This is a genomic window from Bradyrhizobium sp. CFUWI (assembly GCF_056429085.1).
On record NZ_JBWJZE010000011.1, the window covers coordinates 136453 to 148800 of the forward strand.

Here is a 12348-nt window from a genome sequence, read left to right on the forward strand (position 1 = left end):
TTTCCTTATGCGGCCGCGCCCAGTCGTGCATAGCGCAGGACGTGGAACGCGGGGTCGCCGAACTGGATGTTGATGGAAGAGATGCGCTTGAAATAGTGGCCGACATTGAGCTCGTCGGTCATGCCCATGCCGCCATGCAGCTGCACGGCCTGGTCGGCGACGAATTTGGCCGCATAACCGATCTTCGTCTTGGCGCCGGAGGCGAGCCGCGAGAGGCCGGCTTCACCTCCGCTGATGCTGAGATTGAGGTGCTGCATCAGGGAGAGCGCCTCCTGATGCGCGATGAACATGTCGACCATCCGATGCTGCAGCACCTGGAATGAACCGATGGTGGTGCCGAACTGCTTGCGCGTCTTCGAGTATTCCAGCGTGGCGGAATTCAGCTCGCCAATGGCACCGACCGCTTCCGCGCAGAGCGCGCCGATGGCGCGATCGCGGCAGGCCTCCAGCGCTGCCACGCCCTCGCCTTCCTTGCCGAGCAGCTGTCCGCGGACATTGCGCAGACTGATCTCGGCGGCGCGACGGCCGTCGATGGTCTTGAAGCTCTGCAGATCGACGCCAGCCGCGCGGCGGTCGACCACGAACAGACTGACCCCGCCGCGATCCCGTCGATTGCCCGAGGTACGCGCGGAAACGACAAGGTAATCCGCCCAGGGCGCTGCGATCACTGCCGTCTTGCCACCGCTCAGGACGTAGTCATCGCCCTCACGTCGCGCGGTGGTCGTCACGTCTGCGAGATCGAACCGGCCCCCCTTCTCCGTCCAGGCCAGCGTCCAGATCTTCTTGCCGTCGACGATGTCGGGGATGAAGCCCTGTTTCTGCGCGGCATCGCCTAGCCGTTCGATCAGGCCGCCGGCCAGCACCACCGTCTCGACGAACGGCTCGACGACGAGATGGCGCCCGAACTCATGCGCGATGATCATGGTCGACAGCGGGCCGCCGCCGAGACCACCCGCATCCTCGGCGAACGGTGCAGCCAGCAGGCCGAGTTCGGCAAACGCCGCCCATTGCCTGCGACTAAAACCTTGTTCGTCGGCGACGATCTTGCGGCGCGCCTCGAAATCATACTGATCGCGCAACAGGCGCTGGATGCTGGATCGCAGCAGTTCCTGCTCTTCCGTAAACTGAATGTCCATCCGACCCTCTCGATACTCTGGCTAGAGACCAAGCACAGCTTTTGCGATGATGTTGCGCTGAATCTCGTTCGACCCGCCATAGATGCTGAGCTTGCGAGAATTCAGATACTTCTCCGACGCGGTGTGCCCGTATTCAGGGCCGGGCATGAAGCGATTGGCGCTGGCCGGTTGCTCTCGCAGCGCGAGCCCGTGACTGCCGATCGCGCGGTGGGTCAGTTCGGTGATCCTTTGGAAGATCTCCGTGCCGCGGATCTTGAACAGCGATGCGGCCGGTCCGGGATCGATGCCGCGCGCCATCTGAGCCACGACACGCAGCTCGGTCGCCTCGAGCGCCAGGACGTCAAGCTCGACGAGGGCGATCTCGCGCTGGACGTCGAGATGCATCGGATCGTCGGACGGGATCTCGGCTTCAACGATTTGCTTCAGCTTGTTGATGTAGCGTGTTGACCGGCCGATGCCGGCCATGCTGGTGCGTTCGTTGCCGAGCAGAAACTTGGCGTAGGTCCAGCCCTTGTTTTCCTCGCCGATCAGGTTCTCGACGGGGACACGAACGTTCTCCAGAAAAACGTCGTTGACCTCATGGCTTCCGTCGATGGTGATGATCGGTCGCACGGTGACGCCCGGCGACTTCATGTCGATCAGCAGGAAGGAAATGCCGGCCTGTGGTTTGGCATTCGGATCGGTCCGCACCAGGCAGAAGATCCAATCCGCGTGCTGAGCGAGCGTCGTCCAGGTTTTGTGGCCATTAACGATATAGTGATCGCCCTCGCGCACGGCCTTGGTGCGGACGGTTGCCAGGTCAGAGCCGGAGCCCGGCTCGGAATAGCCTTGGCACCACCAGTCCTCGCCCGACAGAATACGCGGAAGAAATTTCTTCTTCTGGGCCTCGTTACCGAACGTGTAGATGACGGGCCCCACCATGGTGACGCTGAATGCCAAAGGCGGCAGCGTGCCGGCCCGGCTGGTCTCCTGTTCGAAGATAAAGCGGCGCGTAATCGACCAGCCGGGCCCGCCGTACTCCTTGGGCCAGAGAGGCGCGATCCAGCCCTTCTTGTGCAGGATGCGATGCCAGAGCAGCGATTGCTCCTTGGTCAGGTCGGTCTCCGGATTCGGGACGCGCATTTCCGCGGGGTAGTTTTCCGCGATGAAGGAGCGCACCTCGTCCCGAAATGCGGCATCCTCTGTGGAAAGCGCCAGCTCCATCCTATCTGCTCCTCACCACTTCTCGCCGAAGGGACGAATCTCCATCTCGAACGTCCATGCGCTTTTCGGCTGCTGGTAGAGCTGCCAATAGGATGCAGCGACGGAGGACGGAGGCATCAAGGCATCCGGATCATCCAGCGCGTTGGGCCCGAGAGCCTCCAGTCGGCGCTGCCGAACCCATTCGGTATCCACGCCGGAATCGATGATCAGATGCGCGACGTGGATATTCTTCGGGCCAAGCTCGCGGGCCATTGCTTGCGCGACCGCACGAAGTCCAAACTTGGCGCTCGCGAAAGCTGCATAACCGCTGCCGCCTCGGAGCGAGGCGGTCGCCCCGGTAAAGAAGATGTTGCCACCTCCGTGCGGCAGCATCAGGCGGGCCGCCTCGCGACCTGCCAGAAAGCCGGAATAGCAGGCCATTTCCCAGACCTTGCGGAAAACGCGTTCTGTGGTTTCCAGAATCGGGAAATTGACGTTCGCTCCGATGTTGAAGATGCAGACTTCCAGCGGCGCGTGCTTGTCCGCATCGTTGAGGAAGGAGATGATCTCGTCTTCCTTGCGAGCGTCGAGCGAACGGGCGTGAATCTCTCCGCCGGCCGCCTCGATGTCTTTGACGAGCGGAGCCAGCTTTTCGCCGTTACGACGGCCGGCGAAGACCGTGAAGCCTTCTGCGGCAAACTTCTTGGCGATCTCGCCGCCGATGAAATCGCCGGCGCCGATGACAGCCGCGGTTGCATTTCTTTTCTGCACGGGCGTGCTCCCTGTGAGGTTATACGTCGCTTGCGAACGATCTAGCCGTGAACCCGCCGGACCGCGTCCGTCGACGCACTCGCGGCATTATGGAAAGTACATAGCGTTCTTTTTTAGAACTCGTCAATTGATATTTGACGTTGGTGCTTCGAACTCGCAAGGAGCACCACGTTCCGACTTCAAGCTGAACCGGATTTCGAGGCTGGCAGCCGAGCACGGCAGAAGATGCGCCCTCCCGATCCGAGGACAGTTCGTTCAAAGTGAACTCGCTCACGGCACAAAGTCGAAGGACATCAGCGCTGTCCTTTATCGGGGCCGCGATTGCGATCTAAAGGTATTGCCAGCGAGCGCACCACTTCACCGCAGATGGCGCAGCTATTTCAGCGGTCACGCCCGAGGGCGAGCGCCGTCGAAAAGCCTGGCCTGCTAGATCCGAAACGATCACCGCGGGCGAGTTGTGGCCGGCGGCTACTCCCATTTCATGATCGCCGAACTTCGATGCGGATATCACTTCGCCTTGGAGGTCGCCCCACTGGATTGTTCGACGATGGATTCCTCCACGTCCCGCAACTGATCTTTGCCGAAGAACATTTCCTTGCCGACGAAGAAAGTCGGCGAGCCGAACGCGCCCCGGCTCACAGCATCGTTGGTCAGCTCGATGAGCCTCTTCTTCACGTCGTCGTCCTGCGCACGCTTTGCGATGCGATCGATATCGATGCCTGAAGAGATGAACGCGCTGCGGAAAACCTCGGGATCGTCCATCTTCTTCGGTTCTTCCCACATATGGTGATAGGCGGCCCTGAAATAGGGCTCGAACACTGCCTCGGACTGCGCCGCAACCGCGCAGCGCATCAGCATGAGGGTGTTGACGGGGAAGAAGGGGTTGGTGCGGAATCTCGTCACGTTATGGCGACGAATAAACCGCTGCGTCTCGAGCGCCTGGTATTCCGGCTTGTTCTTGATTCCACGCAGGGAATCGAAGGGCGACATGTTTCCGGTGGCCTTGTAGATGCCGCCAAGGAGGATCGGGACGTACTCGAATTTGGCTCCAGTGCGCTGTTCGATGCCCGGGATCGCGACCTCGGCCAAATAGGCGTTCGGGCTACCGAAATCGAATAGGAACTCTACTTTCGGTGTCATATCGGCGTTCTCCGGACAATTCGATGACGATGACGTTCGCAAGATCATCTTGTCTTTTTTACAGTTCTATTTTCGAACTGTCAAACCGATCCCGAGCAATTTGGGCGATTTTTCCGGGAGCTATTGTTTGGGGATCAGTACCTAACTAGAATGATATGACTTTATTTCCCGCTCTGGAGATTCGTGGAAGAATGGTTGGTATTGGAGACCGCGGATGAAATGGAAAGAACTCGAGGAAGAGCCATGTTCGATGGCCAGGACTATCGCGGTCATCGGCGACCGATGGACGCTGCTTATACTGCGCGAATGCTTTCTGCGGACTCGCCGCTTCGAGGGATTCCAAACCGCGCTGGGTATCACTCGCCATCTGCTTGCCGAGCGATTGAAGAAGCTTGTTCGGCAAGGCATTCTTCGCCGAGTCCCCTATCAGGAATCGCCCAAGCGCCACGAATATATCCTGACGCAGAAGGGCCTCGACCTCTACCCGATCATGATGGCAATCGTCCATTGGGGCGACACTCACATGGTCGACGAACGCGGTCGGCCACTCCTGCATCAGCATCGCAACTGCGGTAAGAACTTCGACCCCGTCATGGTCTGCTCCGAGTGTGGCGAGCCAATTTTGGCCAAAGAAGTCCATACGCATCCGGGCCCTGGCGCCAGGGGCCCCCTCGCGCAAAAGGAAATGGAAGCGCCGGCCCGAAAACCCAAAGCGCGGCGTAAGGTTGCCTGATCACTCCTGCCCTGCGAAACCGGCCAAGTCACTACGCGTGCAGTGACTGAATAGCCGACCGCTTCGCCGCGATCAGCTTCCATGTCGGGCACCACCTGGGCGTTCGACGTGCAAGAGTTCAAACTCGGATCACGCCTGGGGTCGGGGCGGAGCAGTAGAGAGATTCGACCTGGTCCGACCGGCACTTCAGGACGGCGCGTTGATTGACGTATGCCTTGTCGGTGATTTCTCCAGCGGCAATTGACGGCGGCTCCTTGAGCAGCACGAACGAATGAGCATTTTCGCTGCTGCCAACGGTCCGGTTGTATTCTTGCAGCCGGTCCTTGAGGAACTGCACGACGACGGGGTCGCTGGTCAGGTCGGACGACGGCTGCGGAGAGATCCGCGCAGCCTCCGTCGGGTTCAGCCAGCAAAGCAGACCGCAGTGCTCTCGGTTTTCACCTGCAATCACCACATCCGACAGCACGCCGCGGGTAGCCGCCAGGATTGCAGCACGCATGTTCCCGATCGACACCCAGGTCCCGTTGGCGAGCTTGAAGTTCTCGGAAATCCTGCCTGTAAAGCGAAGTCCGGATTCGGGTTTCTCGGGGTCCATGAACGAGACTGTGTCGCCGATGCGATAGAAGCCTTCTTCATCGAAGGCTTGCTCCGTCAAGTCCGGCCGGCCGAGATAACCAGGCGTGACGTTGGGACCTTTGACCCGCACCTCGTATGTGTCGGAAACGGGAAGCAGCTTGAGCTGCAAGCCCGGCGCAGGAAGGCCGATCTCTCCCTGTCGATCGGTGGCCCAATGCGTCGTACTGATCGTTGGCGCGGTTTCCGTCGTACCGTAGCCGGACATGACAGGAATACGCCGGCCGGTGATCGATGACGTCAACCGGTAAAGACGCTCGAGCGTGTTCTGCGAGATGGCTGCGCCGGCGTAACTTATGCGATCCAGCCGCTTCAGGATACGCGCGCCAATCTCGGAATCCTTCTCGATGGCGTCGCAAAGAGAATTGTAACCGGCTGGCACGTTGAACATGGCGGTCGGCGAAACCTCTTGGAGATTGAGGAGCGTCTTGTGGAAGAGCTGCGGCATTGGCCGGCCGTCGTCGATGTAGAGCGTCCCTCCATTCTTGAGTATGCCGTGCAGAATGACGTTGCTTCCCATGGTGTGGTGCCATGGCATCCACTCGACCTGAACAGGCGCTTCGGAGGGAGCGACCAGCAAGCTGCCCATTTGCAGAGAGCTCGCCATCATGCGGTGAGTATTCAGGACGCCCTTGGGAAGGCCCGTCGAGCCCGACGTGAAGAGGACTTTCGCGACGGAATCGCAGGATACAGCGCGGGACGCGCCTTCGAAGCCTTGGTAGCTGCTCCTCTTCTCAGTCAGGTCAGAATAGCGCACCGTTTCGGGAGCGCCGTCTACGCTGATCCAGGTTGCCGCTTTCAGCTCTGGAATGGAGCGGGCGGCTGAGAATTCGCGTCCGCTTTGCACGAACACGAACTTCGGGCGCAGCACCTCTGCGATATCTTTCAGCCGTGCCAGACCGCCGGGCATCAACGTGTAGTTCGGCGAGACTGGCGCGAGAACGACGCCGATCGACATCGCGGCGAAAGACATCACCGCGTTCTCTATGGAATTCCCGGAGAGGATGGCGAGGTTATCCGAAGGCTTCGCATCCATCTCGATCAGGCTTTGGCCAACAGCCTGAACCAAGGACCAGGCCTGGCTGTATGTGACTTCGTCCCACCCGCCGCTTGAATTGCGTTGAGCCAGGAAAATGCGGTCGGGAGCGGCTTTGGCCCATTTCGGCAGGAAGTCCGTGATGCGCCAATCGCACTCCCCCAGTTCGATCGGCGAGCTCAAGATGAGCGTACCGTCGCTCCGACGCTGCAGGGAGACCTCTTTGGGCGCGAATACAGGTGCGTTCGTTGACATTGAAGATGATCCCATGACTTCGGACTCGCGCGGACGGCTTACCTCAGGAGGTCAACGGCGCATGCGATGACGCGCCGTTTTCTATTTTCTACGCGATCAACTACTCGGATTTCGCGTCAAGCACGTCGCCGAACAACTGAAAGGTCGTTCCGGTCCAGCGCTGCAGCCGCATTTGGGTCGACATCATGTTCGAGCTTTCGCTGGTGTTGACCTCGATGCCCGGTAGCGCGACGGGGACCACGACGTTCTTGAGATTCTTTGCTTGCGCCAGGATATTCTTGCGGGAGAGATCGTTGCCGCATTGCTTCAAAATCTGCTCGAGCAGAACTCCCTGTTGATATCCGAGCGTATAACTTCCGTTCGTGATGTCGGCGCCGGACAGATACTTCTCGAAGAAGCTCTTATAGGCTTGCATGCCAGGATCGTTCTTCCATGTCTCGTCTGCGACGTCCTTGCTGATCGTGCCTGCGATCACGCCGATCGATTTGTCGAGCCCGGCCGGCGCGAGCGTGCCACCAACGGATGCGGAGGGATAATTGATAATGACGGTCGCCTTCCATCCAATCACCGAGGCCTGCCTGATCGCCTGCGCTGCAAACTTCGGTGTTCCGGCGATCACGAGAGCCTCGGCGCCCGAGCTCTTGAGATTCGTGATCTGTGAATCGATCGTCGGCTCGGTAACCTCGTAAGAGGCGGTCACGACCTTTCGGTCGAAGTCGCGCCCCAGATACGCCTTGAAGGCATTGACGTAGTCCTTACCGAGGTCGTCGTTCTGGTAGAGAATTGCGTATTTCGCATTGGGAAGCGTCTTGGTCAGATACTTGGCGTAGATCTTCCCTTCGGTATCGTAGCTGACGAGACCGGTCGTCATCAGGGGATAATTCGCGACATCCGTGAACTTGGATGAGCCGCTGACGATTGCGAGGCTAGGCACCCCTTTCGCCCTGAGATACTTGGCCGTAGCCGAGAGGCCGGGCGTACCCAGTTGGCCGAACATGAAGGACACTTCGTCGCTCTCGACCAGCTTGCGCACGTGCTCCACCGCCTTGGGCGGACTGTAGGAGTCATCGTAGGCGATGTAGTTGATCTTGCGGCCGTTTACGCCGCCTCGGTCGTTCAGCGATTGGATATAGGCGATAAGTCCCTTGCCCACGAGCCCGATCGATGATGCCGGTCCGCTGAAGGGGAAGACCCCTCCAACCTTGATCTCAGTTTCGGAGATGCCGGGCTCTTCCGCCGCGGACGCGGGGCCGCTCAAGAGCACAGCTAGAGCTATCGCGATTTTCCATTTCGCTGTCATCGATCGTCCTCCCCACGCGCGCCTGTCGGGGCACGCCAGTATGTTGGTTGACCTTCTGCTTTTCGCGCTCGCCCGCCGGTCTCCGACCGGAGTGAGGGCTTGAGGTCTGGGTCGAACCTTATCGTTCTTTTTTAGAACTCGTCAAGCGTCTCCGTGATCTGATGCCTGCGGCACATTCAGCCGATATCATTCTGAGCGGTGACTTTGCTTGCGAGAGCTCCACACATCAATCCGACCAATTACTTCCGAAATAGAACTTATATGCCAGAAGACGGACTGGCCCCCGCCACTGGGACGCACGTCGTCAAGTACTGCCAACGCCCTGTACCCGCCGTCACGACCGGCTTGCGGCATCGTCCCTTGAGCGCAGATGCATCAATGTTGCTCGGAGAAATATCGATCTTCTCGGCGTTAGGGCGGGTGTGAACGAGTTCTTCTTCGCCGGATTGTCGATCATGATCTTGAGGATTCGACCGTGGACCGCCAGCGGCTGGCGCCCTGACAACGTGCAAGCCCCGGACGTTTGAGGCTGACCTGTGTGGCGGCGAGTGGGCTCCCGAACCGGCGAGGAGACCTTTCCGAGGAGAGGCGCAGACCGACATCGCGCAGCTTGGGAGAAGTCCGAACGAGATCGGCGAACGCTCTCCCGGGAGAGCTTCCTTTCCCGGCACTGAAACGAACCCTATTGACCATTATTGATCAATAGTTACTTGATATTTCGTAGCGGCTCTGGCAATTTGTACAGGCGTAGCTATTTGCAGGGGTAGAGCACGGCTCCCTATCACGGGTGACGACGTCCCCCTCATCGCTGGAGAAGAAGTTCAGAAGGACCGATACTGCAGACGCATGATCGGGATTTCTCTCCCTAGCTCTGGCAATAGACCATCGTATCTCCACAAAACCGGATCCTTACATGCGCCGAATAGTCGTCACAGGAATGGGGCTGGTCTCTCCGCTCGGCTGCGGCGCGGAGGTGGCGTGGTCCCGGCTGCTTGCCGGCAAGTCCGGGCTGACCATGCTGCCTGAGTGGGCTTCCTCGCTACCGGGGAGAGTTGCCGGGCTCGTGCCGGCTAAAGCCGATGACGTCGATGGTGGCTTCGATCCGGATCTGACCATCCCGCCCAAAGAGCAGCGGAAAATGGATCGGTTCATTCAGTTCGCGTTGGTGGCAGCTGCGGAGGCCGTCAAGCAGGCTGGCTGGACCCCTACCGACGAAGGCTCCCAGGAGCGGACAGCGACGATCATCGCTTCTGGAATCGGCGGATTTCCGGCCATCGTCGAAGCGGTACGGACGACCGACCAACGTGGCGTCCGCCGCCTGTCACCCTTTACCGTGCCGTCCTTCCTGGCAAATCTCGCCGCCGGACACGTTTCCATACAGTACGGCTTCAAAGGGCCGATCGGCGCTCCCGTCACGGCGTGTGCCGCCAGCGTACAGGCGATCGGCGACGCGGCTCGATTGATCCGCGCGGGTGAGGCTGACGTGGCGGTCTGCGGAGGTGCAGAAGCTTGCATCGACCTGGTCAGTCTTGGAGGGTTCGCTGCGGCTCGCGCAATCTCCACGCACTTCAACGACAGGCCCTCGCAGGCGTCTCGCCCGTTCGATCGGGACCGCGATGGATTCGTCATGGGCGAAGGCGCCGGAATTCTGGTGATCGAGGAGCTCGAGCACGCTCGCGCGCGCGGGGCTCTGCCGATCGCCGAACTCGTCGGCTATGGCACTTCCGCCGACGCGTATCATATCACGTCGGGCCCTGAAGACGGCTCAGGCGCACGGCGAGCCATGGAAGCGGCCTTGCGGCAGGCTAACCTCGATCCGCGCAACGTACAGCATCTCAATGCACACTCGACCTCGACGCCGGTCGGCGACAACTCCGAGCTGGCCGCCATCAAATCCGTTTTCGGAACCCACGGCGGCATCGCCGTGAGTGCGACAAAGTCGGCGACCGGTCATTTGCTGGGCGCGGCAGGGGGCGCCGAGGCCATCTTCGCGATCCTCGCCGTCCGAGACCAGATAGCCCCTCCCACGCTCAATCTGGAAAATCCGGACGAGGCAGCGGAAGGCGTCGATCTCGTCGGACCAAAGGCCCGAAATATGGCGATGGACCATGTGATCTCGAATGGTTTTGGATTTGGCGGCGTGAACGCCAGCGTCATCTTCAAGCGCTGGTAGGGTGACGTTCCCCGACGCCGACACGATGGGTCGCATCGTCGACGTGCACTTCCCCGGCATCAAGAAGCGCCTGGTGGAGGAAGCCCTGCGCATCTTCTTCGAGGTGCGCGAGGTGCCCGGCCTGAAGAAGAAGCCGTCGACCTCGGAGCTGCTGGACTGGCTCAAACGAGGACACGAGCGTCGAGCAGCTGCGCGAGCGCGACCCGCGAAAACTGATCCCGCCGCTGCACGGCGCGCCGCAAACGCAATCGACCTGGAGTGAAAACTTTGAAACCTCTCGACAACCCGATCGGCACGAGGTGGTCACCCATGTCTCAGGTAGGTTTCGTTACCTATGTGTCCGGGCTGGACACGCGGGAATGTGGTAGCGGGGGAGGGACTCGAACCCCCGACCCCAGGATTATGATTCCCGTGCTCTAACCAGCTGAGCTACCCCGCCACAGGGATCGCGGCGGCGAACAAGGCCGATCTCGCGAACGCGCGGCATATAAAGAAGGGGGCGGCGGGAAGTCAAGCAAAGCGGCCGGCTTTTTCGGCCCTCGGCAAGGCTTGTCGACAAGCCGCCTTTCGCAGATTCGGCCTCTTTTCCAATGAGTTCTTCCCCGCCCTGAGAACGCGGATGCCCGGGCCTTCGCCTCGCCGAAGCGGCTTCGGCCGCGCAGGCGGGACGAGCCCGGGCATGACGGCATTTGGGGATGCGGAGCGAGCCCTATTTCGGCCGCACGTTCGGGTCGCCGCCCGGGCTGCCCGGAGGCGGGATGACCGGGGTGTTGCCGCCGGTGTCGGGAGCCGGGGCGTGCATCTCGGGGTCGACGCCGGCGGGCGGGCAGAGCACGCCGTCGGACTTGGCCAATCTGTCGCCCAGCGGTTCCCGGGACTGGCCGGTGGTGGTGCCGTCCGAGGAGCGGCCGAGCCGGTCCTGCGGGGTGCAGTTGGCGGCATGTTGCGGAGAAGGCGGCGCGGTCGCTTGCGGCGGCGTCGCCGGGGCGGGCGGGGCCTGCGCGATCGCACTGCCGGCGGCGGCGATCAGGAGGCTGGCCAGAATGATGTTTGATGTCGTGCGCATGGGAGGGAAACGCCCGCGCGATGCACCCTGTTCCCTGCCCGCCTGATCACGATTTGACGTAGCGGATCAGCGAAAAGTGCCCCATCGGCGGCATCGGGCGCCGCTCGGCCAGCGTGATGCCGCCGTGCCTGGCCGCCCAGCCCTCGAGGCGGGCCCACGGGAATTCCGGGCGCCAGCCGAGGCGGCGTGCGATCGGCGCGAAGGCGAGCTCGAACAGCTTGCGCGGACCGCTCTCGGCGCCGATGTGATTGACCAGGATCAGCTCGCCGCCAGGCTTGAGCACGCGCACGAACTCGTCGAGCGTGCCTTCGGGATCGGGCACGGCGGTGATGACGTATTGCGCCACCACCGCGTCGAAGAAGTTTTCGGGGAAGGCGAGGTTCTTCGCATCCATCACCGAGAGCACTTCGACGTTGGAGAGCCGAAGCGCGCGCACGCGCGCCTGCGCCTTGCGCAGCATCGGCTCGGAAATGTCGACGCCGCAGATCTTCGTGGTGCGTGAATAATCGGACAGCGAGAGCCCGGTGCCGACACCGACGTCGAGGATGCGGCCGCCGATGCGGTCGGCCTCGGCGATGGTCGACTGCCGGCCGGCGTCGAACACCTTGCCGAACACGAGATCATAGACCGGCGCCCAGCGGCCATAGGCCTTCTCGACCCCGGCCCGCGAGATGTCTGCTGCCATGCCCCCTGCCCTGCCTGTTGCTCTTACTTACACCGGACGATCATTAGTGAGATCGAAGTCAGCCCCGAACTCGGTCTAGCGCCTCTCCCGCTCTTGTCCGCCGAAGCCTTGGCGAAGGCGGATGCGGGAGAGGTCGGCGCGTAGCGCCGGGTGAGGGCTTTAGCCGCTCGCGAGATATCGGTAGTGGAGAGAGCCCTCTCCCCAACTCTCTCCCACAGGCGGGAGAGGGGGCGCACCT

Annotated in this window: 10 protein-coding genes, 1 tRNA gene and 1 pseudogene; 3 read left to right on the top strand and 9 right to left on the bottom strand. The window is 61.2% G+C overall.

The features are described from left to right. Positions 1–5: 5 nt before the first annotated feature. The 4 genes from AC066S_RS24040 to AC066S_RS24055 form a co-directional block, all read right to left on the bottom strand. Positions 6–1136: an acyl-CoA dehydrogenase family protein gene (locus AC066S_RS24040; RefSeq protein WP_478270769.1), complete on the bottom strand. Its 1131-nt coding sequence runs from the start codon at positions 1134–1136 to the stop codon at positions 6–8. Positions 1137–1157: 21 nt separating this feature from the next. Continuing rightward, positions 1158–2339 carry an acyl-CoA dehydrogenase family protein gene (locus AC066S_RS24045; protein WP_478270770.1) on the bottom strand — a complete coding sequence of 394 codons (1182 nt, stop codon included), beginning with the start codon at positions 2337–2339 and terminating at the stop codon, positions 1158–1160. A 12-nt stretch (positions 2340–2351) separates the two neighbouring features. Beyond that, positions 2352–3089 (bottom strand): SDR family oxidoreductase, encoded by a 738-nt coding sequence (locus tag AC066S_RS24050; RefSeq protein WP_126254955.1) that lies wholly within the window; start codon positions 3087–3089, stop codon positions 2352–2354. A gap of 507 nt (positions 3090–3596) precedes the next feature. Beyond that, complete coding sequence (locus tag AC066S_RS24055; protein ID WP_478270771.1) at positions 3597–4229, bottom strand: DsbA family protein; 633 nt, start codon at positions 4227–4229, stop codon at positions 3597–3599. 214 nt (positions 4230–4443) lie between these two features. On the opposite strand from AC066S_RS24055, the gene AC066S_RS24060 reads away from it, so the two are divergent. Continuing rightward, positions 4444–4962, top strand: coding sequence for a winged helix-turn-helix transcriptional regulator (locus AC066S_RS24060; RefSeq protein WP_126254953.1), 519 nt, complete (start codon positions 4444–4446; stop codon positions 4960–4962). Positions 4963–5080: 118 nt separating this feature from the next. On the opposite strand, the gene AC066S_RS24065 is transcribed toward AC066S_RS24060, so the two are convergent. Next, positions 5081–6886 carry an AMP-binding protein gene (locus tag AC066S_RS24065; RefSeq protein WP_478270772.1) on the bottom strand — a complete coding sequence of 602 codons (1806 nt, stop codon included), beginning with the start codon at positions 6884–6886 and terminating at the stop codon, positions 5081–5083. 100 nt (positions 6887–6986) lie between these two features. Beyond that, positions 6987–8186 (bottom strand): ABC transporter substrate-binding protein, encoded by a 1200-nt coding sequence (locus AC066S_RS24070; protein ID WP_126254951.1) that lies wholly within the window; start codon positions 8184–8186, stop codon positions 6987–6989. A gap of 913 nt (positions 8187–9099) precedes the next feature. On the opposite strand from AC066S_RS24070, the gene fabF reads away from it, so the two are divergent. Both fabF and AC066S_RS24080 read left to right on the top strand, forming a co-directional pair. Beyond that, positions 9100–10359, top strand: coding sequence for a beta-ketoacyl-ACP synthase II (gene fabF, locus AC066S_RS24075; RefSeq protein WP_478270773.1), 1260 nt, complete (start codon positions 9100–9102; stop codon positions 10357–10359). A 1-nt stretch (position 10360) separates the two neighbouring features. After that, positions 10361–10595, top strand: a pseudogene (locus AC066S_RS24080) (AAA family ATPase); the annotation flags it as partial. Between the two features lie 126 nt (positions 10596–10721). Here AC066S_RS24080 and AC066S_RS24085 read toward each other — a convergent pair. From AC066S_RS24085 to AC066S_RS24095, 3 genes are all read right to left on the bottom strand, one after another. Then, positions 10722–10798 (bottom strand) — tRNA-Met (locus tag AC066S_RS24085). A gap of 270 nt (positions 10799–11068) precedes the next feature. Further along, positions 11069–11425 (bottom strand): hypothetical protein, encoded by a 357-nt coding sequence (locus tag AC066S_RS24090; protein ID WP_126254949.1) that lies wholly within the window; start codon positions 11423–11425, stop codon positions 11069–11071. A 46-nt stretch (positions 11426–11471) separates the two neighbouring features. Continuing rightward, the gene (locus AC066S_RS24095; RefSeq protein WP_135165460.1) at positions 11472–12110 is read right to left on the bottom strand and encodes a class I SAM-dependent methyltransferase; all 639 of its coding nucleotides are present in this window, start codon (positions 12108–12110) and stop codon (positions 11472–11474) included. Positions 12111–12348: the final 238 nt, after the last annotated feature.

Bases quoted from the DNA above. Each gene is read 5' to 3' on its own strand.
- AC066S_RS24040 (WP_478270769.1), bottom strand. From the start codon at position 1,136: ATGGACATTCAGTTTACGGAAGAGCAGGAACTGCTGCGATCCAGCATC.
- AC066S_RS24045 (WP_478270770.1), bottom strand. From the start codon at position 2,339: ATGGAGCTGGCGCTTTCCACAGAGGATGCCGCATTTCGGGACGAGGTG.
- AC066S_RS24055 (WP_478270771.1), bottom strand. From the start codon at position 4,229: ATGACACCGAAAGTAGAGTTCCTATTCGATTTCGGTAGCCCGAACGCC.
- AC066S_RS24060 (WP_126254953.1), top strand. From the start codon at position 4,444: ATGAAATGGAAAGAACTCGAGGAAGAGCCATGTTCGATGGCCAGGACT.
- AC066S_RS24065 (WP_478270772.1), bottom strand. From the start codon at position 6,886: ATGTCAACGAACGCACCTGTATTCGCGCCCAAAGAGGTCTCCCTGCAG.
- AC066S_RS24070 (WP_126254951.1), bottom strand. From the start codon at position 8,186: ATGACAGCGAAATGGAAAATCGCGATAGCTCTAGCTGTGCTCTTGAGC.
- fabF (WP_478270773.1), top strand. From the start codon at position 9,100: ATGCGCCGAATAGTCGTCACAGGAATGGGGCTGGTCTCTCCGCTCGGC.
- AC066S_RS24090 (WP_126254949.1), bottom strand. From the start codon at position 11,425: ATGCGCACGACATCAAACATCATTCTGGCCAGCCTCCTGATCGCCGCC.
- AC066S_RS24095 (WP_135165460.1), bottom strand. From the start codon at position 12,110: ATGGCAGCAGACATCTCGCGGGCCGGGGTCGAGAAGGCCTATGGCCGC.